At 61.3% G+C, this 24015-nt stretch carries 33 protein-coding genes; 24 read left to right on the forward strand and 9 right to left on the reverse strand.

Translation table 11 applies throughout. The features are described from left to right. Positions 1-1370 (reverse strand): HoxN/HupN/NixA family nickel/cobalt transporter (locus WH87_RS19055; RefSeq protein ID WP_052952324.1); only part of this gene is annotated, 1370 nt, incomplete at its 3' end. 9 nt (positions 1371-1379) lie between these two features. Further along, a complete protein-coding gene (locus WH87_RS11730; RefSeq protein WP_046137572.1) occupies positions 1380-2279 on the reverse strand; it encodes a LysR family transcriptional regulator in 900 nt (299 codons plus the stop codon). A gap of 147 nt (positions 2280-2426) precedes the next feature. On the opposite strand from WH87_RS11730, the gene WH87_RS11735 reads away from it, so the two are divergent. Together WH87_RS11735 and WH87_RS11740 are read left to right on the forward strand one after the other, a co-directional pair. Continuing rightward, a complete protein-coding gene (locus tag WH87_RS11735; RefSeq protein ID WP_046137571.1) occupies positions 2427-2849 on the forward strand; it encodes a helix-turn-helix domain-containing protein in 423 nt (140 codons plus the stop codon). Between the two features lie 97 nt (positions 2850-2946). Continuing rightward, on the forward strand, positions 2947-3435 hold the full coding sequence (locus WH87_RS11740; RefSeq protein ID WP_046137570.1) for an SH3 domain-containing protein: 489 nt from the start codon (positions 2947-2949) through the stop codon (positions 3433-3435). A 35-nt stretch (positions 3436-3470) separates the two neighbouring features. Here WH87_RS11740 and WH87_RS11745 read toward each other — a convergent pair whose 3' ends face one another. The 3 genes from WH87_RS11745 to WH87_RS11755 all read right to left on the reverse strand — a co-directional run bounded on the left by WH87_RS11745 (position 3471) and on the right by WH87_RS11755 (position 5300). Then, positions 3471-3911, reverse strand: coding sequence for a hypothetical protein (locus tag WH87_RS11745; protein WP_046137569.1), 441 nt, complete (start codon positions 3909-3911; stop codon positions 3471-3473). Between the two features lie 70 nt (positions 3912-3981). After that, positions 3982-4902 (reverse strand): DMT family transporter, encoded by a 921-nt coding sequence (locus WH87_RS11750; protein WP_046137568.1) that lies wholly within the window; start codon positions 4900-4902, stop codon positions 3982-3984. A gap of 77 nt (positions 4903-4979) precedes the next feature. Beyond that, entirely contained in the window at positions 4980-5300 is a 321-nt protein-coding gene (locus WH87_RS11755; protein WP_046137567.1) for a hypothetical protein, read from the reverse strand. Positions 5301-5519: 219 nt separating this feature from the next. Between WH87_RS11755 and WH87_RS11760 the strand changes: the two genes are divergently transcribed. From WH87_RS11760 to WH87_RS11785, 6 genes are all read left to right on the forward strand, one after another. Beyond that, positions 5520-6302 (forward strand): SDR family oxidoreductase, encoded by a 783-nt coding sequence (locus WH87_RS11760; RefSeq protein WP_046137566.1) that lies wholly within the window; start codon positions 5520-5522, stop codon positions 6300-6302. Continuing rightward, positions 6299-8176 carry an excinuclease ABC subunit UvrC gene (gene uvrC, locus WH87_RS11765; protein WP_052726197.1) on the forward strand — a complete coding sequence of 626 codons (1878 nt, stop codon included), beginning with the start codon at positions 6299-6301 and terminating at the stop codon, positions 8174-8176. Before WH87_RS11760 ends, uvrC begins: the two co-directional genes overlap by 4 nt. 239 nt (positions 8177-8415) lie before the next feature. Beyond that, entirely contained in the window at positions 8416-9489 is a 1074-nt protein-coding gene (locus WH87_RS11770) for a 3-deoxy-7-phosphoheptulonate synthase (RefSeq protein WP_046137564.1), read from the forward strand. A 211-nt stretch (positions 9490-9700) separates the two neighbouring features. Then, positions 9701-10267, forward strand: a complete 567-nt coding sequence (pgsA, locus tag WH87_RS11775; protein ID WP_046137563.1) for a CDP-diacylglycerol--glycerol-3-phosphate 3-phosphatidyltransferase — start codon at positions 9701-9703, stop codon at positions 10265-10267. After that, positions 10264-10515: a molybdopterin converting factor subunit 1 gene (gene moaD / locus WH87_RS11780; RefSeq protein ID WP_046137562.1), complete on the forward strand. Its 252-nt coding sequence runs from the start codon at positions 10264-10266 to the stop codon at positions 10513-10515. The genes pgsA and moaD overlap by 4 nt, the downstream gene beginning before the upstream one ends. 1 nt (position 10516) lies before the next feature. Next, positions 10517-10963 carry a molybdenum cofactor biosynthesis protein MoaE gene (locus WH87_RS11785; RefSeq protein ID WP_046137561.1) on the forward strand — a complete coding sequence of 149 codons (447 nt, stop codon included), beginning with the start codon at positions 10517-10519 and terminating at the stop codon, positions 10961-10963. A 78-nt stretch (positions 10964-11041) separates the two neighbouring features. Here WH87_RS11785 and WH87_RS11790 read toward each other — a convergent pair whose 3' ends face one another. Beyond that, the gene (locus WH87_RS11790) at positions 11042-11932 is read right to left on the reverse strand and encodes a branched-chain amino acid aminotransferase (protein ID WP_046137560.1); all 891 of its coding nucleotides are present in this window, start codon (positions 11930-11932) and stop codon (positions 11042-11044) included. A 137-nt stretch (positions 11933-12069) separates the two neighbouring features. Here WH87_RS11790 and WH87_RS11795 point away from each other — a divergent pair, with 137 nt between their 5' ends. After that, positions 12070-12588, forward strand: coding sequence for a MarR family winged helix-turn-helix transcriptional regulator (locus WH87_RS11795; RefSeq protein ID WP_407060042.1), 519 nt, complete (start codon positions 12070-12072; stop codon positions 12586-12588). Between the two features lie 2 nt (positions 12589-12590). On the opposite strand, the gene WH87_RS11800 is transcribed toward WH87_RS11795, so the two are convergent. Both WH87_RS11800 and WH87_RS19060 read right to left on the reverse strand, forming a co-directional pair. Then, positions 12591-13055, reverse strand: coding sequence for an Lrp/AsnC family transcriptional regulator (locus tag WH87_RS11800; protein WP_046137559.1), 465 nt, complete (start codon positions 13053-13055; stop codon positions 12591-12593). Between the two features lie 121 nt (positions 13056-13176). After that, the gene (locus tag WH87_RS19060) at positions 13177-13965 is read right to left on the reverse strand and encodes a hypothetical protein (protein WP_052726196.1); all 789 of its coding nucleotides are present in this window, start codon (positions 13963-13965) and stop codon (positions 13177-13179) included. A 465-nt stretch (positions 13966-14430) separates the two neighbouring features. Here WH87_RS19060 and WH87_RS11810 point away from each other — a divergent pair, with 465 nt between their 5' ends. Then, positions 14431-14850 (forward strand): META domain-containing protein, encoded by a 420-nt coding sequence (locus WH87_RS11810; protein WP_197410795.1) that lies wholly within the window; start codon positions 14431-14433, stop codon positions 14848-14850. Between the two features lie 311 nt (positions 14851-15161). Here the strand turns inward: WH87_RS11810 and WH87_RS11815 are convergent, their stop codons facing one another. Further along, positions 15162-15506 carry a hypothetical protein gene (locus WH87_RS11815; protein ID WP_046173250.1) on the reverse strand — a complete coding sequence of 115 codons (345 nt, stop codon included), beginning with the start codon at positions 15504-15506 and terminating at the stop codon, positions 15162-15164. A 59-nt stretch (positions 15507-15565) separates the two neighbouring features. Here WH87_RS11815 and WH87_RS11820 point away from each other — a divergent pair, with 59 nt between their 5' ends. The 14 genes from WH87_RS11820 to WH87_RS11885 all read left to right on the forward strand — a co-directional run bounded on the left by WH87_RS11820 (position 15566) and on the right by WH87_RS11885 (position 24014). Continuing rightward, on the forward strand, positions 15566-16429 hold the full coding sequence (locus tag WH87_RS11820) for an urease accessory protein UreD (RefSeq protein WP_046137557.1): 864 nt from the start codon (positions 15566-15568) through the stop codon (positions 16427-16429). Between the two features lie 9 nt (positions 16430-16438). Further along, complete coding sequence (locus WH87_RS11825; protein ID WP_046137556.1) at positions 16439-16741, forward strand: urease subunit gamma; 303 nt, start codon at positions 16439-16441, stop codon at positions 16739-16741. Positions 16742-16744: 3 nt separating this feature from the next. Further along, positions 16745-16999 carry a DUF1272 domain-containing protein gene (locus WH87_RS11830; RefSeq protein ID WP_046137555.1) on the forward strand — a complete coding sequence of 85 codons (255 nt, stop codon included), beginning with the start codon at positions 16745-16747 and terminating at the stop codon, positions 16997-16999. Between the two features lie 7 nt (positions 17000-17006). Further along, positions 17007-17312 (forward strand): urease subunit beta, encoded by a 306-nt coding sequence (locus WH87_RS11835; RefSeq protein WP_046137554.1) that lies wholly within the window; start codon positions 17007-17009, stop codon positions 17310-17312. 84 nt (positions 17313-17396) lie between these two features. Beyond that, positions 17397-17795, forward strand: a complete 399-nt coding sequence (locus WH87_RS11840) for a hypothetical protein (protein ID WP_046137553.1) — start codon at positions 17397-17399, stop codon at positions 17793-17795. A 103-nt stretch (positions 17796-17898) separates the two neighbouring features. Further along, positions 17899-19608: an urease subunit alpha gene (gene ureC, locus WH87_RS11845; RefSeq protein ID WP_046137552.1), complete on the forward strand. Its 1710-nt coding sequence runs from the start codon at positions 17899-17901 to the stop codon at positions 19606-19608. Positions 19609-19644: 36 nt separating this feature from the next. Further along, positions 19645-20613: a methyltransferase domain-containing protein gene (locus WH87_RS19065; RefSeq protein ID WP_052726194.1), complete on the forward strand. Its 969-nt coding sequence runs from the start codon at positions 19645-19647 to the stop codon at positions 20611-20613. Then, complete coding sequence (locus WH87_RS19815; protein WP_046137551.1) at positions 20610-20906, forward strand: putative quinol monooxygenase; 297 nt, start codon at positions 20610-20612, stop codon at positions 20904-20906. The genes WH87_RS19065 and WH87_RS19815 overlap by 4 nt, the downstream gene beginning before the upstream one ends. Before the next feature lie 58 nt (positions 20907-20964). Continuing rightward, positions 20965-21348, forward strand: coding sequence for an MliC family protein (locus WH87_RS11860; RefSeq protein WP_046137550.1), 384 nt, complete (start codon positions 20965-20967; stop codon positions 21346-21348). A gap of 26 nt (positions 21349-21374) precedes the next feature. Then, positions 21375-21839, forward strand: a complete 465-nt coding sequence (locus WH87_RS11865) for an urease accessory protein UreE (RefSeq protein ID WP_046137549.1) — start codon at positions 21375-21377, stop codon at positions 21837-21839. Further along, positions 21836-22498 carry an urease accessory protein UreF gene (locus WH87_RS11870; protein ID WP_046137548.1) on the forward strand — a complete coding sequence of 221 codons (663 nt, stop codon included), beginning with the start codon at positions 21836-21838 and terminating at the stop codon, positions 22496-22498. Before WH87_RS11865 ends, WH87_RS11870 begins: the two co-directional genes overlap by 4 nt. Beyond that, positions 22495-22926: a DUF3995 domain-containing protein gene (locus tag WH87_RS11875; protein WP_052726193.1), complete on the forward strand. Its 432-nt coding sequence runs from the start codon at positions 22495-22497 to the stop codon at positions 22924-22926. The genes WH87_RS11870 and WH87_RS11875 overlap by 4 nt, the downstream gene beginning before the upstream one ends. Continuing rightward, complete coding sequence (gene ureG, locus WH87_RS11880) at positions 22923-23555, forward strand: urease accessory protein UreG (protein ID WP_046137547.1); 633 nt, start codon at positions 22923-22925, stop codon at positions 23553-23555. The genes WH87_RS11875 and ureG overlap by 4 nt, the downstream gene beginning before the upstream one ends. A 3-nt stretch (positions 23556-23558) precedes the next feature. Next, the gene (locus WH87_RS11885) at positions 23559-24014 is read left to right on the forward strand and encodes a GNAT family N-acetyltransferase (protein ID WP_046137546.1); all 456 of its coding nucleotides are present in this window, start codon (positions 23559-23561) and stop codon (positions 24012-24014) included. Position 24015: the final 1 nt, after the last annotated feature.

Below are 24015 nucleotides of genomic sequence, written 5' to 3' on the forward strand. Positions count from 1 at the left end.
ACCTGCTCCCGCCAGCCCCCCACCGCCGCCTGCGGCGTCACAATGTGAGAATGGCCGTGATCATCGTAGTCATGTCCATGATCATGGTGGTGGTCGTGATGGCGGTGATCATGGTCGTGCTCGCCCTCATGCAGATGCGCGCGCGCCTTCTCTGTCATGTCATGGCTGTGACTATGCCCCCAGCCAAAAATCTTGCGGGCAATCAGCCACAGGCCGAGCAGCGCCACCAGCGCATAGGAGGCAATACCGATCCAGTTGGCCGCGTCGCCCATGGCAATGCTGGTCATTCCGAGAATACCAGCGGCAATCAGCACAAACACCACCGCCACCAGCGACTGCATCATTGCCGACAGCACGCTGAGTGTTACGCCCCGGCGCAGCTGGGTTTCATTGGCCAGCACGTAGGACGAGATCACCACCTTGCCATGGCCCGGACCGGCGGCGTGGAACACGCCATAGAGGAAGCTCAACCCGCCCAGCAGCCAGAACGCCGTCCAGTCCTGCTTGAGCGAACCCAGCGCATTGTTCATCGCGCCATAAAAGTCGCGCTGCTGGTTTTGCAGCCAGCCAAAAAATCCGGTGCGCGGCAGGTTGAGACCCGGCTCCACCGGCGGCCCACCAAAGGGCATGGTTGGACGGGCCTGCGCCACCTCGGTCACAGCATCCAGCGCGGTCGTTGCGGCAACATGCGGCGCGGGGGCGACACTGCCATCGCAGGTCACGACGATCATACCCTGCGTGCCGCGCATCGCGGCGGCCAGATCGGGTGGCAGTTCGGTTACATCGGCGCCCAGCGCATAGAGGCGGTTTTGCAGCTCCTCGCTCATTTCCTGGGGCGGCACCAACGTCACGCCACACGCGTCCGGCGCGTTCTCCAGCGTCACATCACTTTTGTCGGCGACCGAAATGGCCACGTAATACTCAGGATCGTAAACGCCCAGCTCAAACGCCTTGCCCACGGGAATTGGGTTCACGGCCTTCAGCGAATAGCTCAGCGTGGTCTGCTCGTTTTGATAGACCATGCCCTGGTCACCCACCGGGGTGAAATCCATCATGTCGCCTTGCGAGCCGGCAAAGGTGTAAAAGCCGAACTCTCCCAAGCCGTCCATGTTTTCGTCAGCCAGCGGCTGCAGCTCTTCCGGGCTGGTCGTGCCGTCGCCATTGGTGTCCAACCCCTGTACGACCCAAGCCGAAAATGCGCGGTCAAAGCTCCAGTTCTGCCGGAGGCCGATGATGTCACCGGCATCGTCGAAAACGATGGTCACCTTGGCGTCGATGAAAATATGCGGGTGGGCAAAGGCGGGCGCGGTCAAGCCGAGCAGGCCAACAAGGGCGGCGCCGAAACGGCGTCCAACAGTCCGAAAATTCACAAGCTACCCCTAGCTAATCGGATGCGTCGCAAACCAGTCGACCAGATGGTCGATCAATGCCCGAACCTTGCCCGCGAGGTGACGGCGATGCGGGTAGACCGCCTGCAACGTCTGCCCTGTCGGCAAAAAGTCGGTCAGCACTGGCACCAGTTCGCCCGTCGCTACCATTGGGTCGGCCAGATAGGACGGCAATATGACAAATCCGAGACCCATCGTGGACGCCTTAAGCGCGGCCAGTGGAGAATTGACCCGCAGCGGGCCATTGACCGGCACCGAAATGGTTTTGCCATCTTCGATAAACCGCCAGTTCGATTGCCCCTGCAAATTGACGTCGATGATGCAGGGCATATGCCTGAGATCTTCGGGATGCTTTGGCGTGCCAATGCGCTTGAGCAGATCAGGCGATGCGCCGGCGATCACATGCATATCGGCGATCTTGCGGGCGATCAGCGAGCTGTCGGCCATGGTCGAGATGCGCAGGGCAACGTCGATGCCTTCATCTACGAGATCGACGTAACGATCCTCGAGCCGCAAATCGAGTGTCACCTTCGGATTCTTGGCGAGGTAATCAAAGATCGCCGGAGCCAGTGTCGACTCCCCGAAATTGCGCGGTGCCGACACTCGCAGCAAGCCACGTGGCTCAGCGGTCTGGTCGGTAATGGTCGCGTCGAGATCGTCAAGCTGCTGCAGCAGGGCGCTGGCTTCGCGATAGTAGGCTTCGCCCGCCTCGGTCAGGCTGAGCTTGCGGGTTGTTCGGTTCATCAGACGGACCCCGAGATAGTCTTCGAGGTCGGTTACATATTTGCTGAGCAACGCCTTGGAGCGGCCATGCTGGCGCGCCGCCGACGAAAATCCGCCGGAATCGAACACCTGAACGAAAGCACGAATGCGAGCGAGGTCCTGCGTCATGGGCACTTCCGTTCACGAGAGCATCGTAATCGACGCATAACTCATCTGCGCAAAGTGAACAATAACGCCCCTTGGTCGTTCCACGATTAACGATAGGATGGGATGACCAATCGACGAGACCAAGGAGTTCGGACTATTTTCCCGCCCATGTCCAAGCCCTCCTCGCGTTCCACGCTCTATCGGCTGATCGAAGCTGGCCAACTCGCCCACAAGGCGTTGCTGACGCCATTAGTCGAACGCGGCCTGGAACCGGGAGACGATGCCATCCTGTTCGAGCTTGGCCGTTCCGGCACGACAGAAGCCCAACTCGGCAATGAACTCGGCCTTAGCGACGAAGCTCTGGCCTGGCGCCTGTCGCGCCTAACCGAGCGCGGCCTCGTCACAGCCCAGGCCGTTGGCCCCGAGCTCGCGCCGGGCATTGCCCTGACCGAGCGCGGCGCCCGCATTCGCAACGGTCTGGCCGATCACTGGAACCAGTTGGAAGAAGCCCTGATGGGCGAATTGAAAAACAAGCAGCGCAAGAAACTCGGCGCTGCTCTCAAGCGTTTCGTTGATCTGCTGCGCCTGTGATGGGAACCTGACCGAACCATTCAGCTTCGGTTCATGCCAAAAGGTGTTTTCTCTCCTCACAGGCAATTAGTGCCCAACAGGGATAAGGAGATCAACAATGGCTTTGAGCAACAAACTCATGGCAGCTGGCCTCGCAGCTCTGGCGCTACTGGCGACCGCAGGTGCCGCAATGGCTGCACCAGCGTATGCCACCAGCAACGTCAATGTGCGTTCGGGCCCAGGAACCGGCTATGCGGCCATCGATACGCTGCGTCGCGGCGAACAGGTCGATGTGCAGTACTGCCGCGGCAGCTGGTGCTTCGTCGACAAGCGCGGCCCTTCGGGCTGGGTGTCCTCGAGCTACCTGCAGCGCGGTGGCAATCCAGGCTGGAATGACCAGCCAAACTGGAACAGCCCTCCAATCTGGAATGCGCCTCCGCGTCCTCCGGTGTGGAACCCGGGTCCCCCACCACGTCCACCGCACTGGAACCCAAATCCACGCCCGCCACACTGGAATCCCGGCCCACCACCACGGCCATATCCAACCCAGCCAGGCGGCAGTGTCTGCTTCAACGGTCCTAACGGCTATATCTGCATGGGCAACTAGCCCAAACAAAACGCCGCCCCTCGGGGCGGCGTTTTTCATTCGACAGTGAGACGATCCACATCAATGCCGCGCGCTTCCAGCGGCTCACGCATCCGCCGCGCCAGAAATTCGTTGAGGCCATAGGTCACGACGGCACCAACGACCATGGCAATGCCAAAGCCGCGCATGCCATCCTGTGTCGCTGCGACAATAGCCGAAAACAGCGTCACACCGGCCGCGCCCAACAGCGTCCAGCCCTTGCGCTCAGCCGCCACCCGCAGATTACGCGCCCCTGAATACAGCACATCGCGCAGTTCGCTGTCGCTCATTGCCGCAAGCGCCACATTGGTCCGCTCGCGCCGGATGGTTTCGATATAGGCATCGACCCGCCTAAGGGTCAGCGCCTCGCGTTGATCAGTCCGGCGGCCGCGCGACAACAGCGTCCAGCCGCCTCCAACGAGCAGCAATACCAGCGCCAGTTCGATCAGCCAGATCATCGTCACCTCCACACAGATGGCGTTGAAATGACCACAAACGCAGCCAAGTTCAAGACAAAGCGTCCGCTGATTACTGCCCGGGCATGGTTGGGTCGGCTACAATCCGCACCCGCTTGTGGCGTTCACGCGCCATCACCACCAGACCAGCCGCCACAATGATGGCGGCACCACCCAGGGAAATTGGGTCGATCAAGTGCCCGAACACCACCGCGCTCAAAACAATCGCCCACGGCAAAGAGAAATAGTTGAACGGCTGCACGACGCTGGCAGGCGCCATCGACAGGGCATAGATCATCACGCCATGGCCGGCGCAGGTGGTACCAGCAATCACCGCGACGAGCGCCACATCGCCCCAGCCCATCGGCTGCCAGAAGAACACGCCGACAGCAGCAGACAAGGCCAGCCCTATCACCGCAGTATAGAGCAGGCTGGTAGCCGCGCTATCGAACTGACTGACCTTGCGCGTGATCACAATATAGACGGCATAAAGCGTTGCCGAGAGCAGCGCGAAGCCCACGCCCCAATCGATCGGCAGCCCACCGGGCCGCACGATCACCAGCGCCCCGACAAAGCCAACGCCAACCGCAACAAAGCGGAACACGCCAACCTTCTCGCCCAGAATAGGGATGGCAAACAGCGTCACCAGCAGCGGATAAACCACCGTGATCGCCTGCAGCTCGCCCAGTGGCACGGTGCGCAGCGCCAGCCCGAAAAACCAGATGTCGGCCATCAGCAGAATGCCGCGCAAAATTTGCCACCACGGCACCCGCGATGCGAAGGCCGAGCGCAGCGGCGCCTGCCGCGCCACCAGGATCAGCGCAAAAACAGCAAAGCCCCAATAGCGCATCATGGTGATCTGGAACGGCGAATAGGTCTGAACCAGAACCTTGGAGATCGCGTCCTGAACGCCAAACACCCCAATGGTGATGAGCGTCAGCACAATGGCGAGGCTCACATTGTCGGTGCGCGAATGGGCAGTGGCGTCGGACATGGGACATTACAGCGCTTGAATAAGAAAACGCCCCGATCCGCTTGGGAACCGGGGCGTCCAATGCGCTATCGCAAAGCTCAGGACTTGGCCATAGCCGACTTCACAGCCCCGACTATTGCGGTGAGAATGCCGCCGCTGACGAGGCCCGTTGCGCCCTGCCCGACGAGTGCTCCAAGATCGATCCCGCCTGCGGCACCGCCGGTGGTGGCCGCCGCGCCGATCAGCGAGTCGAGGCCAGGGATCATGCTGGCCAACCAGGTGCCGGCCACGCCACCAAGCGCACCGACAATTGTATTGCCCGCAGGACCAAGATTGAGTGATTTGATGACCTGCGCCAGAACATTACCGCCGGCACCGCCAGCGATCAGTTGGACGAGAATAGGCACGATGGCTTCCATTTATGTCCCCCTTCCTGAAACACCGTGGGCAGCAGCCTCACGATTCCGTGACACGTTACTGCCGAACCGATTTCAACAAAAGGACAAGGCTGCTGTCTGAAACTGTCAGCATCACGCCCTAGATAGTGCTGAGATCTGACCTGTTGCGCGCCTGCGCGGCATTGAAGATGCCAGCCAAATCCGCCTATGGTCCCGACAAAGGCATAACATCGCCAAGCCATGACGAATCACACACATCCAGACCAAGCCAGACCCGTCGCCCTCGTAACCGGTGCCAGCGATCGCATCGGCGCTGCCATTGCGCGCACGCTCGCGCAGTCTGGCTATGCCGTGGTCATCCATTATCGCTCCGATGCCGATGGCGCGCGCGCCATGTGCGCTGAGATCACGACCGCTGGTGGTGATTGTGCCATCCTGCAAGCGGACCTTACCGACAGCCCCCAGCGCAACACGCTGATTGCCCGCGCAGGCGAGCCATTCGGCCCGCTGACGGTACTGATCAACAACGCCTCGACCTTCGACCCCGATAGCGCCCACGATGTGGATGAAGAGCTCTGGGACCAGCATTTTGCCATCCACGCCAAGGCGCCGGTGTTCCTCGCCCGCGACTTCGCCGCACAGCTGCCCGCTGGTACCGATGGCAATATCGTCAATATCGTCGACGAGCGCGTGCTGCATTTGTCGCCAGCCTATTTCAGCTACACGCTGTCCAAATCCGCCCTCTGGGCCGCCACCCGCACCCTCGCCCAATCGCTGGCACCGACCATCCGCGTCAATGCCATCGGCCCCGGCCCCGTACTCCCCCACTCCCGCCAGAGCCAGGAAGAGTTCGACCGTTCCGTCGCTGCCCTGCCCTTGCAGCGCAATGCCGGTCCGTCCGCCATCGCTGATGGCGTTCTTGTCCTGTTGCGGACCCCATCCATGACTGGCCAAATGCTGGCGCTGGATGGCGGCGAGCACCTCGAATATGCGCCCCGTCAGGCGCCGACACCGCGATCATGAGCGACACACCTCCCGCCAGCGGACACGAGGTCATCCGTGACTTCGTGCGCACCCTGCCCAATGCACCCGGCGTCTATCGCATGCTCGATGCGGAAGGCGAGGTCATGTATGTGGGCAAGGCCCGCAGCCTCAAATCGCGCGTCACCAATTACACGCGTCCCGATGGGCTTGAGGTGCGCCTGCAGCGCATGATCGCGGCCACCACGAGCATGGAGTTCGTGGTCACCGAGACCGAGTCCGAAGCGCTGCTGCTCGAAGCCAACATGATCAAGCGGCTCAAGCCGCGCTACAACGTGTTGCTGCGCGACGACAAGAGCTTCCCTTACATCCTGATTGCCACCGATCACGAAGCGCCCGAGCTGACCAAACATCGGGGCGCGCGTCGTCGGCCGGGCCACTATTTCGGCCCCTTCGCCTCGGCAACCGCCGTTGGCCGCACCATTTCGAGCCTGCAGAAGGCCTTCCTGCTGCGCAATTGTTCGGACAGCTTTTATGCTGCCCGCACACGCCCCTGCCTGCAATTTCAGATCAAGCGCTGCGCCGCCCCCTGCACTCGCGAAATCAGCCTCGAAGGCTATGGCGAGCTGGTCGACGACGCCCGTCAATTCCTGTCCGGCAAGTCGCAGGGCGTGCGCGATCACCTCCAGCGAGACATGAACGAGGCCGCCGAACAGCTTGATTTTGAACGCGCCGCACTCATCCGCGACCGCCTGTCTGCACTTGCGCTGGTCCAGTCGCAGGGCGACGGCACGGCCAAGACCGTGGAAGAGGCCGACGTATTCGCCATCCACCACGAAGGCGGTCAGTTCTGTGTTCAGGTGTTTTTCTTCCGCGCCTTTCAGAACTGGGGCAATTACCCCTATCGTCCACGCGCCGACGCCACCCTCACAGATGCCGAGGTGCTGGAAGCATTTATCGGCCAGTTCTATGAAAACCGCACGCCTGCCCGCCTCGTCCTGATCAGCCATGAACTGGCCGAGCCAGACGTGATGGAAGAAGCCCTCTCCAGCCGCGCCGGTCGCAAAGTCTACATTGAACAGCCCAAGCGAGGCGAAAAGCGCGATCTGGTCAATCACGCGCTCAACAATGCGCGCGAAGCACTGGGCCGTCAGCTGGCCGAAGGCGCCACCAACCGGACCCTGCTTGAGGGCGTCGCCGAAACCTTCGGCCTCAAGGAAGTGCCGCGCCGCATCGAAACCTACGACAACTCGCACATCTCGGGCACCAACATGGTTGGCGCCATGGTGGTAGCGGGCGAGGAAGGCTTTGCCAAAAAGTTCTACCGCACCTTCAACATCAAATCCGACATCGCCGCCGGCGACGATTTCGGCATGATGCGTGAAGTGCTGACGCGTCGCTTCACCCGTCTCGCCAATGAAAGCGACAACGACGCCGAAGACGACAACACAGGCATGCCCGATTGGCCCGACGTCGTCTTCATCGACGGCGGCGCCGGCCAGATGAGCGCGGTGCGCGGCGTCATCGACGAGATGAACCTGCCCAAGGAAGTGACCTTTATCGGCATCGCCAAGGGTGAGGAACGCGACGCGGGCCGCGAAAAATTCTTCATGGAGGGCCGCGAAGCCTTCATGCTGCCGCACCGTGATCCCGTGCTGTACTATGTGCAGCGGCTGCGCGACGAGGCCCACCGCTTCGCCATCGGTACGCACCGCGCCAAGCGCAAGAAAGACCAGATCAAGAATCCGCTCGACGAAATCGAAGGCATCGGCCCGACTCGCAAGCGCGCGTTGTTGCAGCATTTTGGCTCAGCCAAAGCCGTCGGTCGCGCCAGCCTTGTCGACCTGGGCAGTGTGTCAGGGATTTCGAGCCAGATGGCGCAGTTGATTTACGATCACTTCAATCGCAACGGTTGAGGCAAGTATTCGATTGCCCAAAAGTCGGAGTCGACAGACCCGGTTTCTCGAGCTACATATCATGCCATGATCCGTTCCATCGCCACCGTTTCGTTTTGGTTTAGCTATCCGCTCCCGGCGGAGGCTACCGCGCGCTTGATCTGATCTCACAAGGATACGACCAAACCCGAAGCCAGCCGCCCCCTACGAGGCGGCTTTTTTGTTGGCCCCCTCGCTCAAAATTCTCGAGGAGACCACAAGTGCTCAAGTCCACCGACGACCTTCGCATCACCGCCATTAAACCGCTGACGACGCCCATCGAGGTCATGCGCCAGCATCCGCGCACCGACGCTGCGACCCGCACCGTCATCAGCGCCCGCCACGACTTCCACAACATCCTGACCGGCACCGACGACCGCCTGGCCGTTGTCGTTGGCCCCTGCTCCATTCACGATCCAGCCGCCGCCGTGGACTATGCCCGCCGCCTGGTTACGCTGCGTGAACGTCTCGGCGATCGCCTTGAGATCATCATGCGCGTCTATTTCGAAAAGCCCCGCACCACCGTTGGCTGGAAGGGCTTGATCAACGACCCCAATCTCGATGGCAGCTTCGATATCGATCAGGGCCTGCACACCGCGCGCGCGCTGCTGCTCGACATCAACAATCTCGGCCTGCCTGCCGCCTGCGAATTCCTCGACATGACGACGCCGCAATACATTGCCGACCTCGTCAGCTGGGCCGCCATTGGTGCCCGCACCACCGAAAGCCAGATCCACCGCGAACTCGCGTCAGGCCTCTCCTGCCCGGTCGGCTTCAAGAACGGCACCGACGGCAACTTGCAAATCGCCCTGGACGCCGTGAAATCGGCTGGCCAGCCGCACCATTTCCTCGCCGTCACCAAGGACGGCCGCTCGGCCATTGCGGCAACCACCGGCAATGAAGACTGCCACGTCATCTTGCGCGGCGGCAAAGTGCCGAACTATGACGCCGCAAGCGTTGATGCCGCTGCCAAAGCCGCCGAAAAGTCCGGCGTTGCGCCGGCCCTGATGGTCGACGCCAGCCACGCCAACTCATCCAAGAAGCCCGAGAACCAGCCCATCGTTCTGGCTGAAATCGGCGCTCAGCTGGCCGCTGGCGATCGCCGCATCATTGGCGTCATGGTCGAATCCAACCTCGTCGCCGGTCGCCAGGATCTGATCCCCGGCAAGGAACTGGTCTATGGCCAGTCGATCACCGATGGCTGCATCGATTGGGACACGACTGTCGTAGCGCTCGAGGCCCTGGCTGACTCCGTCACCCAACGCCGCGCCGCAACCAACCAGCAGGTGGCGTAAACGCAGCACCGCCTCACCTCTCCCCTGAGGGGAGAGGTCGACCCAAAGGGTCGGGTGACGGGTTCAGAGGCTGAGGCAGCCGCAATGGCATAACCAACCTCTGACCCCCTCACCTTAGCCCTCTCCCCTCAGGGGAGAGGGGACGAAGGGACCAGCAGTCCGCCCCCACCAAACCCTTGACCCTCAACGTCCATTCCTGTTCTGTCACCTCATGGCCAAGAACCCACTGCTCCTCGTTCCCAACATGATCACCATCGCCCGTATTCTGGCGATCATCCCCATTGTCTGGCTGGTGATGCAGGGCGATCTCGTGCTGCGGGGCGTGGCACTGGCCATCTACATTGTGGCCGCTGCGAGTGACTGGGTGGATGGCTATCTGGCCCGTGCCTGGAACCAGTATTCCCCGCTCGGCCGCATGCTGGACCCGATTGCCGACAAACTGCTCGTCGGCATTCTGATCACCGCTTTGGCATGGGACGGCAGCCTTTCTGGTTGGGATATGATCCCGGTCTGCGCCATCCTGTTCCGTGAGTTCTTCATTTCCGGTCTGCGCGAATTCCTCGGCAACACCAAGGTCGTGCTGCCAGTCAGCCAGCTAGCCAAGTGGAAGACCACCATTCAGCTGGTGGCTTTGGCCATCATCCTGCTCGAACGCATCATACCTGGCCTTGGCCTCGTCAGCGACATCGTGCTTTGGGTCGCCGGTATCCTGACCCTCTGGACGGGCTGGCAATATCTGCGCGCCAGCTGGCCTCATCTTTCCAGCGACTCACCGTGAAAATCCTCTACTTCGCCTGGCTGCGCGAACGCCTCAATCGCGGTGAGGAAGAGGTCAGCTTGCCACCCGGAGTCGCGACCGTCGGCGACCTGATCGATTGGCTTGCATCCCGCGACGAAGCCGCCGAACTAGCCTTTGCCAAGCGCAGCCTGATCAAGGCAGCAGTCGATGCCAAGCTGGTCAATCATAGCGCTCCGATTGCAGGTGCAAGCGTCGTCGCCCTGTTCCCACCGATGACGGGAGGCTGAGATGGGTGTTCGCGTCTCCACCGGTGCCTTCGACCCCGGCGCCGAAACCAACGCCTTCCTCGCCGCCGGCAATGGCGCTGGCGCGGCCGTGACCTTCACCGGTGTCGTGCGCTCCAAACCCGACGCCCCGATCACGGCCCTGACGCTTGAGTGCTATCCGGATCTAGCCATCAACCAACTCACCGCCATCGTCGCCGCCGCCACCGAACGCTTCGGCCTGTTGGCCGCTACTGTGATCCATCGTTATGGCACGCTCGGCCCGGGCGAGCCGATCGTACAGGTGATGACGCTCTCCCCCCACCGCGACGCTGCCTTCAAGGGCGCAGAGTTCCTGATGGACTACCTCAAAACCGACGCCCCATTCTGGAAACAGGAAACTGGACCGACCGGAACCCATTGGGTCGAGGCGAAGGCTGAGGACGATGTGGCGAAGGCGCGCTGGGAGTAGCGCCCACCCTGCTCGCTCTCCCCCAAAAACAAAAAAGCCGGGCACTGGGCCCGGCTTTTTCAATTCATCGCCTTCAACTTATTCAGCTGCAGCGCGCTTGGGCTGAACTTCAGCCGAGTAGGCGTCGATCAGGGTGCGGCAGCCTTCGGCTGGCGTGAAGCGGTATTCACCGATCTCGCTGACAGGCGTCACTTCAGCGGCAGTGCCGGTGAGGAAGCACTCGTCGAACTGGCTCAGCTCTTCGGGCATGATATGACGCTCGGTAACCGTGTAGCCATTGCGCTTGGCAAGCTCAATCAGCGTCTGGCGCGTAATACCGTTCAGGAAGCAATCCGGCGTTGGCGTCGTGATGTCCTTGCCCTTGATGAAGAACACGTTGGCGCCAGTGGCTTCTGCCACATAACCACGATAGTCCAGCATAAGTGCGTCGGCATAGCCGTTGGCCATAGCCGCGTCCTTGGACAGGGTGCAGATCATATAGAGGCCAGCAGCCTTGGCCGAAGACGGAATCGTCTCTGGCGATGGGCGCTTCCACTTGCTCCACTCGAGACGAATGCCCTTGAGCTTCTCCTCGACCGAGAAATAGCTCGGCCAAACCCAGGCAGCGATCGCCAGATGCACGGTGTTGTTGCGCGCCGGAACGCTCAACTCTTCAGAACCGCGCCACGCAACAGGACGCAGATAAGCATCGACAAGGCCGTTCTTTTCCAGAACCTGGCGCTTGGCTTCCTCGATCTGCTCAACCGACCAGGGCATGGGCATATCAAGGGTAGCCGCCGAACGGATCAGCCGCTCGGTATGTTCGCGGGACTTGAAGATTTCGCCGCCATAGGCGCGCTCGCCTTCAAACACCGAGCTGGCATAGTGCAGCCCGTGCGTCAGTACGTGAACCTTCGCGTCCTTCCAAGGTTTGAACTCGCCATCAAACCAGATCCAGCCTTCACGCTGGTCCATAGGCACGCCTGCCATGATCCTCTCCCGGATACATATGATATAGGCTCACCGCTTCGGCGAACCACTTGGCGCCGATCATGCCCCAGGCCCAAGGCCTTGGCAAACCACAAAGGCTGAGGGATAAGACGAAACGGCGTCCCGATGGAAAGACAATGGCAGCCCACCAAATAAATGTCAACATAGCTGACATAAATTCCGCCTTGCCTGGCGACAAAGCCCTGCCACTCGACATCATGGGCTTGTTCTTTTTCGCCTATCGAGATTTTACCGGCGATGCCGACGCCATGCTGGAGCGTCAGGGATTTGGCCGTGCGCACCATCGTGTGCTGTATTTCGTCAATCTGCGGCCCGGCATGCCCGTGGCCGACCTGCTCGACATTCTCAAGATCACCAAGCAGAGTCTGGCGCGTGTGCTGCGCCAGCTGATCGACAACGGATATATCGAGCAAAAGACCGGTCATTCCGATCGTCGCCAGCGGCTGCTCTACGCGACCGACAAGGGGCGTGGGTTCTTTTCGACCCTGTCCGCGACCCAATCGAGCCGCATCAATGCCGCCATAGCCAGCTTGCCCCCGGACTCGCGGCAAATCGTGACCCGCTTTCTTGCCAGCATGGTCGATCCATCCGACCACACTGTGCTCGATCGCCTGAACCTGACCAACGGAATCTAACGCTAGACCGGCAATCCGGTCCGCGCCTTTACGGTGCGGATGCTCATGTTGGAATGGATGCGCGCCACACCCGGCAGACGCGCGCTCAGTCGCCGGTGCAGCCTTTCGAAATCGTCGTGGTCCTGGCAGACAACGCGCAGGATATAGTCGGATTGCCCCGCCATCAGGTGGCACTCGAGGACCTCGGGAATATCCTGCACGGCGGTTTCAAACGCTTCGAGCGCCGTCTCACTCTGGCTGGTCAGGCCAACCTCGATGAAAAACTGCATCGAGTAGCCGAGCTTGCCAGCGTTAAGCACGGCGCGATAGCCCTCGATCAGCCCCTGCTCTTCCAATGCTTTGAGCCGTCGGTGGCAGGCTGAGGCTGATAACCCGACGCCCTCTCCCAGCACCTGCACGCTCTTGCGACTATCCTCCTGCAAGGCACGCAAAAGCTTTCGATCCACGGCATCAATCTGCAAGGTCATCACGGCAAGTCGCCCATTCCTCGAACTTCGTTCGAAGAATTCGCGGAAACGGTCAATTTTTGCAACACCAATGATTATGGGCCCGGCCCAGATTGAACCGGGTCGGGCCCATTGGGGAGCCCTAGTAAACAAACAGCGTCAGCTGCGCGCCGGAGCGCTGCACCGCAAAGACACGATCGGCACCGTAGGACGTGCGTGACAATGATGCACTCGCCAGCACGTCATTGCGCAGAGCCCATTGCAGCTGGGCGCCATAGTTTGAGCCCTTGACCTGATTGGCCAACCAAGCCTTCACATCGGGGCACACGGCAACCTGCTGGATGGCCACATTAGACGCGCGCTGCCACGAGGCGTCGACGCGCGTTGAGCGGATCAGCTTGTCGATTTGTGCGACTGGCGTGCCAAGACATGGCGCGCTGTCAGAACCGGACGAACTGGCGCTACCGTTTCCACCGACAGCGGGGCCATTGCCGGGGCCGTTGCCGCCGCCACCACCGTTACCACCACCACCATTGCCAGGCCCCGGCCCGTTGCCGCCACCGCCGCCGCCGATACCGACACCAACATTGGCAAGACTACCGCCGCCGACCGACGCGTCAACGCGGACATTGTTGTTGAGCAACCCCACATTGGCACCCAACACACTGCCACTCGAACCACCCGACGAGACATTGGCCTTCACGACGGAATTGGAACCGCTGCCGCCAACATTGGCATCAACCAAATTGCCACCGCCACCACCGAGCCCGACATTGACAAGGCCGGAGCCAGACGCACTGCCTGATCCAATCGTGACCAGCGCTCCGCTATCCTTCCCGCCGATAATACCGAGCAGACTTCCTGCGAAAACAGATGAAGTAGCGCCGAACAGCAAGACGCCAGCGAGAACAGCTTGTGAAGCGATTTTCATGTCATACCTCCTATTAGCGACCACTATGGCCACATGGGAGATACGCCCCTCGCTTGGGATTGTTTCAACACACTTCAGCAACCGGTGAGTGTGCTGAAGGACGGGAAAACACAGCCCTTACGGTTTGATACGTATCATCAGAAAATGCTGTGTATCGGCCACGAAAAAGGGGCGCGAAACAGAGTTTCACGCCCCCACCGGAGACACCACAAAGGAGCGTCAGCCTCTGCAGCAGTCCACCGCTCGTTTAGCGCTCTGGAGGACATAAGCGCCAAAGTCAGTTCGGTTCAGGCTGCACCACGCGCCCTCCCGGTTCGATGAGACAACGGCGCCAAAGTCCATCGGTTCCCAACGATCTCATCTGTGATCGAAGGTTTTTGAGCGGGCTCGGTCTCGCCTGCATACGCCGCTTAGGAAAAATGCTAAGTGCCACTGCAGTATCGGCAAACAAGCAGGAGGTTGAACGTGAAGACCCACAGACTGCGCGGCTCTTTTTATGCCCTCGCCATCTTGGCAACGCTGACCGCTCCGGCACTGGCTGACGGACAGGAGCCAGACCGCGACCTCGCGGGCACCAAGTGGACGCTGGTGTCCCTCAGCGGCACGCCGACTGATCCAGCGACAACAACCACGCTCAACATCACCGCAGGCGGGGTCGGCGGCAATGGCGGCTGCAACACATATGGCGGCAAGCTGGTCTACACTGCAAACGGCATCGAAATCAGCGACGTGTTCTCGACCATGATGGCCTGCGAAGGCCTCTCGCAAGAACAGGCCTATTTCAAGGTGCTGTCCGACGCCACCGGCTACGTCATCGACGACGGCAACCTCCATTTGACCGACACCGAAGGCAAAACCCTCGCGGAACTTGCCCCGTCCGAGTAGCGGGGCCACGCACCTTGGCAAGCTTCGTTTTCAAGCGCTGTCAATGTTCACCATTGGCGGCGTTTGCGCATCGCAAGCATCGTCTGCTCAATATTTAGCCAAACTGAGCCAAATCCAACCAATTGATCGGCAGGCAAACCAGTGCACTCGCTGATCGTACTGGTTCAATCCGATCGATACTCATTTAATTCAACGCCTTATGCCGCCGCACAAGCGCTGGCACGGCCTTTGCATTTGTATCTGCATAGATTGAAAAGGCGCCCGACGGATGTCGGACGCCCTGGATGTGAGTTATGCAAAGCTGGCTTCGATTACTTGACGAGACCTGCGGCCTTACAATCATCGAGGTTGATTGTTTCGAGATCGAAAGTGGTGGTGCCCGAGTCTGTCAGGGCTGGAACGCTTTCGATATTGGCGTCGGCATCAGCGGAGGTCGTAGGGTCCTGAGCCTTGTCTTCGCTAGCTTCATCGCTATCGGTGGTCGAGATGGACTGGGTCTCAGCAGCATTGGCAATTACATTGCAACGCTCCTGAACTGCAGGCAGGTCAGCAGGAAGAACTTCTACCCCACCAAGTGTGGTCTGGGCAAAGGCAGCACCCGAAAAGGACATAGCAGCCGAAAGGGCAAATGCAGAAATAAGAACCTGAATACGCATGTTAAAATCCACTTCTTATATAATTGGGGAGCGCTTGCTCGCAGTAGGAACGCAGCTTCATGACTTTCGTTGCGGAAAAATATTCCAACGTTGTTGGTAACGACGCTGGGCCGGTCCGGATGCAGCGGGCGCGTGGCGACGGGAAGATTTCGACTAAAATGCGTGGTGATGCGACGCGCCTGGCGACGCTGTATCAGGATGGCTGCGCCAAAATTCGCCTGCCCCACACGCACAGCACCTCCCTTGAGGCCGTTTTGATCAACACCGCCGGCGGCCTGACCGGCGGCGATGAGATGCACTGGTTAGCCGATTTATCCGATGATGGAAGCCTGGTTTTGACCACGCAGGCCTGCGAGCGCATCTATCGTTCGATTGGTGGCCCGGCCCGCGTCAGGACGAAGCTCTCCGTCGGGAGCAATGCCCACCTCGATTGGCTACCGCAGGAAACCATCCTATTCGCCGCGAGCCAGCTGGACCGCCGGATCGACATTGACCTGGCCACTGGAGCAAGCCTGACGGCCGTCGAGGCGATCCTGCTCGGGCGCGACGCCATGGGCGAGCTGGCGCTCGATGCGCGCCTGCGTGACAACTGGCGCGTCCGGCGCAATGGCCGCTTGATCCACGCCGAAGCAACCCAACTGAACGGCACCCGAGCCGAGCGCGATGGGCTTTCCCTGCTCGCTGGCCGCCGCGCCCTCGCCACCGTGCTGCATATTGCGCCCGATGCTGACCAATGCGCGGCCCAACTCACTCGAGTTCGCGCGCTCCTGCCCCGTGACGGCCGCATCGCTGCAAGTGCCAATGGTGAGCGGCTAGTGGTTAGGGCTTTGGCAGATAGTGGGCTTGCACTGCGCCGCCTCATCGTTCCAATTTTGGCTGAACTCTCCGGCGCGGGCAGTTTGCCGCGCCTCTGGCATCTCTAGGACACGTCCATGAACCTGACGCCGCGTGAAAAAGACAAACTGCTGATCGCCATGGCGGCCATCGTTGCGCGCAAGCGCCTCGAGCGCGGCGTCAAGCTCAACCATCCCGAAGCCATTGCCTTGATCACAGACTTCGTCGTCGAAGGCGCCCGCGACGGCCGCCCGGTGGCCGAACTGATGGAAGCAGGTGCCCATGTCGTCACCCGCGCACAGGTCATGGATGGCATCGCCGAGATGATCCCCGACGTGCAGGTCGAGGCGACATTTCCCGACGGCGCCAAACTCGTCACCGTTCACGAACCGATACGGTGAGCCATGCTTGAACTGCGCCCCTCCTGCGAATGCTGCGACAAGGCCCTGCCCCCATCGGCGGCCGACGCCATGATCTGCAGCTTTGAATGCACCTTTTGCGCCGACTGCGTTGAGCAGAGGCTCGGCGGCAAATGCCCCAATTGCGGCGGCAATTTCGCCTCACGACCAATTCGCCCCGCAGGCAAGCTCGCCAACAACCCAGCCTCGGCTGTCCGCGTGTTCAACCCAGCGGGCTGCACCCCCGCCAATTCAGCGTGAGGACACCATGATCCCCGGCCAGGTCTTTCCCCAATCAGGCGACATCGAGCTCAATGTCGGCGCGCCCCAAATCACGCTCGAAGTCGCCAACACCGGCGATCGCCCCATTCAGGTGGGCTCGCACTACCATTTCTTTGAGACCAATGCCGGGCTGCGCTTTGATCGCGCCCAGGCGCGCGGCATGCGCCTAGATATCGCTGCCGGCACAGCCGTGCGCTTCGAGCCCGGCCAGACGCGCGAGGTGCGGCTGATCCCGCTTGGCGGCACGCGCACCGTCTATGGCTTCCGCCAGCAGATCATGGGACCACTGTGAGGCGCGCCCCAACACAGTCGGCATGGCGCGATGCGTCTCGAAATGCTTTAAGGGCCCCGATTTGCCTTTTCGGGGACCGGCCACATGACGACCGCGCAAGAAGACTTCAAGATCCGCTTTGCCAAGACACTGCAGCATATCGAGCAGGAAGGCAGCAAGGACCAGGAGACCATGTGGCTTCTGGGCAGCCTTGCAGCCGACTTGGCCGACACGACCGGACAGACCTCGTGGAGCGCCGCCAAGGCAACCATGGCGCCACAGGCCAGCCAAGCGTTGCTCAAGACCATCGTAGCAGAGGGCAACGAACATCAGGCGGGTGGTCGCCTCAAGGCAGCCTACGCCATTCAGGCGCTTGGCGCCTCGCTGATCGTCAGTACTCAGCGCAGCGACCCACACATGGTGACCGGCGAACAGTTGCTCGACGCCCTGATCGATCGGGCCGTTGCGGTCTATCGCACGTCGAAAGCCGCCACGGTCAACTAACCGCCGACCCCAGTTTTAGAACCTTCAGCATCCCGTCGCGCTATGCGCAGCGGGATGCTTTTGCACGCCCATATCGCCGCTCTTGGCCGCACGGAGCCTGATCATGCCCGCCCGCATTTCCCGCGCCACTTATGCCGACATGTACGGCCCCACCACCGGCGACCGTGTGCGCCTCGCCGATACAGAACTGATTATCGAGGTGGAAAAGGACTTCACCACCTATGGCGAAGAGGTCAAATTCGGTGGCGGCAAGGTGATCCGTGATGGCATGGGCCAGTCCCAGGCCACGCGCGCCGAAGGCGCTGTCGACACCGTCATTACCAATGCTCTGATTGTCGACGTCACCGGCATCTACAAGGCCGACATCGGCCTGCGTGACGGCCGCATCCACGCCATCGGCAAGGCGGGCAATCCCGACACCCAAAGCGGCGTCAACATCATCATCGGCCCTTCAACCGAGGCGATAGCCGGAGAAGGCAAGATCATCACTGCGGGCGCCATGGACGCCCATATCCACTTCATCTGCCCCCAGCAGATCGAAGAGGCCTTGATGAGTGGCGTCACCACCATGCTCGGCGGCGGCAGCGGCCCGGCGCACGGAACGCTCGCCACCACCTGCACGGGCGCTTGGCACATTCAGCGGATGATCGAGAGCTTCGACGCCTTCCCGATGAACCTCGCGCTCGCCGGCAAGGGCAATGCCTCCCGCCCTGCTCCGCTCGCCGAAATGATCCTTGCCGGGGCGTCCTGCCTCAAACTGCACGAAGACTGGGGCACCACCCCCGCCACCATCGACAATTGCTTGACCGTCGCCGACGAGTTCGACGTGCAGGTGATGATTCACACCGACACGCTGAACGAAAGCGGGTTTGTCGAGGACACGATCGGCGCCTTCAAGGGCCGCACAATTCACGCCTTCCACACCGAAGGCGCGGGCGGCGGCCACGCCCCCGACATTCTCAAGGTCGCGGGCCTGCCCAACGTCATTCCCTCATCGACCAATCCAACGCGGCCTTACACCAAAAACACCATCGCCGAGCATCTCGATATGCTGATGGTATGCCACCACCTCTCGCCGTCGATCCCCGAGGATGTTGCCTTCGCCGAAAGCCGCATCCGTAAGGAAACCATCGCGGCGGAGGACATCCTCCATGACATGGGCGCGCTCTCGATCATCTCGTCAGACAGCCAGGCCATGGGCCGCGTGGGCGAAGTGCTGATCCGCACCTGGCAGACCGCCGATAAGATGAAAAAGCAGCGCGGCAAGCTGGTGCAGGAAACTGGCGACAACGACAATTTCCGCGTCAAACGCTATATCGCCAAATACACCATCAACCCCGCCATCGCCCACGGCATGAGCCAGCACATCGGCTCAATCGAGGTCGGCAAGCGCGCCGATCTGGTGATCTGGGACCCTGCCTTCTTTGGGGTGAAGCCCGATATGATCCTGATGGGTGGCTCGATTGCCGCCGCCCCCATGGGTGATCCAAATGCCTCCATCCCGACGCCCCAGCCCATGCACTATCGGCCCATGTTTGCCGCCTATGGCAAACTGCTGACCAATTCCTCGGTCACCTTCGTTTCGCAGGCTGCCTATGACGATGGCCTGCGCAACAAACTCGGTGTCGCCAAGCGCATGCTGCCGGTTTCCAACACCCGCAGCGGCATCGGCAAGGCGTCGATGATCCACAATTCTGCGACGCCGAACATTGAGGTCGATCCGGAAACCTACGAGGTCCACGCCGATGGCGAACTGCTAACCTGCGAGCCCGCCACCGTCTTGCCGATGGCACAGCGCTATTTCCTGTTCTAAAGGTCCGCGCAGTTCGATTTCAGCATAGGCAGCCCAATGACGACGGACGTCACAACGCTTACTCAGGCGGTCCAGGCCGAACCGGACTCTGCTGGACCATTGGTTCAGCTGGGCAATGCGCTGTTGGCGAACAATCGCCCGGCTGAGGCGCTAACGTCGTTCGAGAAGGCACGCGACCTCCGTCCCAAGGACGGCGCAGTCCTGCGCGGCCTGGCGCAGTCGCAACTCGACGTCGGACTGCGCGACGACGCCCTGGCGAGCTTTCGTGCGCTCCATGCGCTCATCCCCTATGATCGCTACGCCACCTACATGATCGGCGCCCTATCGGGCTCAGCCGACGCCCGCGCCCAAAGCTACGTGCCAGACCTGTTCGACGCCTATGCGCAAACCTTCGACGAGCACCTGACCGGCCCGCTGCAATACCGGATCCCGGAAATCATCCGCGACACGCTCGCTGAGATACAGCCCATCGGCAGGGTGCTCGATCTCGGTTGCGGCACCGGTCTCGTCGGCGTGGCGCTGGAGGGTCTGGCGTCAGCGATAGACGGCATCGACATCTCATCCCAAATGGTCCGAAAGGCCGAAGAACGCGGCCTTTACCGCACGCTGCGATCTGGCGACATTGTAAGCGTATTAAACGCCGCCACCGAATTCGCTGGCCCCTATGAAGTTATCATCGCCGCCGATGTCTTCGTTTATGTCGGCCCACTCGACGCCGTCTTCACCACGGTTGCCGAACGCCTCGGGCCAGACGGGAAATTCATCTTCTCAGTGGAGGACCTTGTTATCGACGGCCTCACTGTGCGCTCCAGCGGGCGCTACGCGCATTCCGTGAGTTACATCACCCAGATGGCAGAACAACATGGTCTGGAAATCGTCGAACGCCAACCCGTCACAATCCGGCAAGAGCGCGATCAGCCCATCCCAGGCTCACTCTATTTGACGCGACGGGCTGGAACAGACAAAGATCGGTCGGCACTCGCATTGGAGACCGCGCCAAAGTGATTTACGTCGTCGCCACGTTCCACCTGCATCCGGGCAAGCTCGAACCCTTTGTGGTGGCCGCTCACGCCGCCATCGACGCATCGCGCCGCGAGACTGGCTGCTTCCTCTATGATTTGCATGCCAGCGTGACTGACCCTGACCGCGTCGTAATGTTGGAGCAATGGGAAACCCGCGAGGCGCTGGACCGGCATTTGAGTTCCAATCACATCGCCAACTTCACCCACACCAACAAGCCCTATGTGGTCTCGGTCAAAGTCGAAGTCATTCACCCGCAGCGCATTGAAGTGCTGTGACCCCAATTTCGCCGCGCGCCGATGTTCATCTCCGCGCAACGATCAACGGAGTCTAACCATGTCACCCAAGCTGCCCGCCGCCCTCGCCGCTCTGCTGCTCGCCACTGCTGGCGCCCACGCCGCACAATCCAGCTTGCAGCTTGAACTGAGCAGCGAAAGCGGTGATTTCGAGCGCCACACCATCCACTACGATTGCGGCACCGAAACCCCGATTTCGGTGAACTACATCAACGCTGCGCCGAACTTCCTCGCGCTGGTCCCCGTGGCCGATCAGCCGCAACCGCTGATCTTCACCGCCGTGATTTCGGCCTCCGGCGTGCGCTACGCTTCCGGCCAGTGGATCTGGTGGTCCAAGGGCGCCGACGCCAGCCTTTACGATGAAACGCTTGATGCAGATGCTGAGCCGGTCCTGACCTGCACCGAAGTCAACAACACGCCCTGATCGGCGCAGCCAGAGAGGCCTTGCCTATGCTCCGTGCCGTCGCCATTTTGCCGCCCGATCATGGTCAGGGAATTCCGTTCGATCTGATCGTGCTGCAGCATGACGAACGACGGCTGCGCCGCAAGCTGCTGGTGCTGCAGCACGGCGACGAAGTGCTGGTGGATTTTCCTCAGACCATCACGCTGCAACCCCGGAGCGCGCTGCAGCTTGAAGATGGCCGTCTGGTGGAAATCATCGCCGCCGAGGAATTGCTCTACGACGTGCGCGCCCGCGACACCGAACACCTGGTTCAGCTGGCCTGGCATATCGGCAACCGCCACACCTCGGCTCAACTGGAAGCCAAACGCATCCTCATCAAGCGCGATCACGTCCTCAAGACCATGCTGCTTGGCCTCGGCGCCACCGTCAGCGATGTCTGCGAGCCCTTTTTCGCCGAGCATGGCGCCTATCATAGCCACACCGACACCGGACATGCGCTCCTCGCCCGATGAGTACGCCCGGAGACCTGCAAAAGCTGCTGACCTGGCTGTCCCCCGCCTTTCCGGTGGGCGCGTTCGCGTGGTCTGCCGGCCTTGAGGCCGCCATTGCTTCGCGGACAGTGCATGATCGCATGACTACCCAGCAATGGGTCACCGGCGGGCTCCACCACGGCTCCATGCGCACAGACGCGATCCTCTTTGCTCACGCACACCGCAGCGCCAACGACAAAGCCGCCCTGCAGGACCTTGCTGATCTGTGCCTCGCACTGACGTCCGCACGCGAGCGGCACGACGAGACCACCATCACCGGCCATGCCTTCGTCAGCGCCGCGAAGGCATGGCCCACGCCCGTCCTCGACAACCTGCCAACGCCTTGCCCCTACCCCATCGCCGTAGGGGCGACTGCCGCCGGACATGCGATCGAGCTGCACTCTGCGCTGCTCGCCTGGCTTACCGCTGCGGTGCACGGGCAAGTCTCTGTCGCCGTGCGCCTCGTTCCCATCGGTCAATCCGACGGGCTCGCCATCATGGCTGCGCTCGAGAGCGATATCGCCACCATGGCCGATCTGTGCCAGCATGCCGCACTGGACGATATTGGCTCGGTCGCCTACGCCGCTGATATCGCCCAAATGTCCCACGAAACTCTGACGACGAGAATCTTCCGCTCATGAGCATGCTCATCGCCGCCTTCATGTTCATCGCCCTTCTGGCCGTGTCCTTCGCCCACTTCCTCTGGTCTATCGGCCGCACATGGCCCATCCGCAATGAAAAACTGTTGGCACAGACGGTGGTTGGAACCGCTGGCGTCGAGCGCATGCCGCCACGGCTCGCATCCTTTGGCATTGCCGTTCTGCTGTTGGTCGCGGGCGTCTTCGCTCTCGCTCTCGCGGACCACGACGGCGGCGGACAGCTGCTGACTGTCTGCGGCTTTGGCCTGGCATTGGTGTTCCTCGCGCGCGGCGTCGTCGGCTACACGTCCTGGTGGGCAGCTCAAACGCCGGAGCCAAACTTCCGGCTCAATGATCGCCGTGTCTATTCCCCGCTCTGCCTGTTTTTGGGCGTCGGCTTCGTCGCTCTCGCCATCATGAGGTTGCTATGAAATCACTCAACGGCCCCCTGCGCATCGGCATTGGCGGCCCCGTCGGCTCGGGCAAAACGACGCTCTGCGAAATGTTGCTCAAGGCGATGCGCGACCGTTACTCGATGGCCGTCGTCACCAATGATATCTACACTCGCGAAGACGCGCTGATCCTTGCACGCGCTCAGGCCATTTCCGAAGACCGCATAGTCGGCGTGGAAACCGGCGGCTGCCCACACACCGCGATCCGCGAAGATGCGTCACTCAACCTTGCGGCCATCAATGACCTCAACCGCAAATTTCCCGATCTCGACATTATCCTGATCGAAAGCGGCGGCGACAATCTGGCCGCCACCTTCTCGCCCGATCTGGCTGACCTGACCATCTATGTGATCTCGGTGGCCCAGGGCGAAAAGATCCCGCGCAAGGGCGGCCCTGCCATCTCCCGTTCGGACCTGTTGGTCATCACCCACACCGATCTCGCGCCCTATGTCGGCGCCAGCCTTGAGGTGATGGGGAGCGACACGCAAAAGGTGCGCGAGGGGCGTCCCTATGTGTTCACCGACCTGCTGCGCCGCGAAAGCCTCGACACCATCATCGCCTATATCGAGCGCTCTGGCGGGCTGGCCGATAGTGTGGCTGCGGAGTAGCCCGTGGCGTCAGACTACTTGCTGCTGCGCAAGCCGCTGGACACGCCCCTGCTCGCCCCTGTCTGGCCGGATGGCATAGCGCCCGCGCGCTTTGCCAACGTCGACTCAAGGGCCATCCACGCCGTGCTGGAGATTGCCTTCCCCGGCGGCCAAATCGCGGCCTTTGCCGACTGGTACGGCAACCTCACCACTGACTTTGAGTTCGACCCCACCCTGTGCGTCCCCGCTTTGGCGCAAGACGGCAGCGTCGCCGGTTTAGTTCAGTGCTGGACGTCTGACTTCATCAAGGACTTCGCTGTCGCGCCGGCCCATCGCGGCAAGGGGCTGGGTGAAGCGCTTATGCTCCACACCTTCGCCCTCTTCGCAGCGCGCGGCTCCGCTCATGTCGACCTCAAGGTCGAAACCAGCAATCAAACAGCGCGCCGCCTTTATGCTCGGCTAGGAATGATTGAGGTCTAAG

Source organism: Devosia epidermidihirudinis (genome assembly GCF_000971295.1).
Classification (GTDB): Bacteria; Pseudomonadota; Alphaproteobacteria; order Rhizobiales; family Devosiaceae; genus Devosia; species Devosia epidermidihirudinis.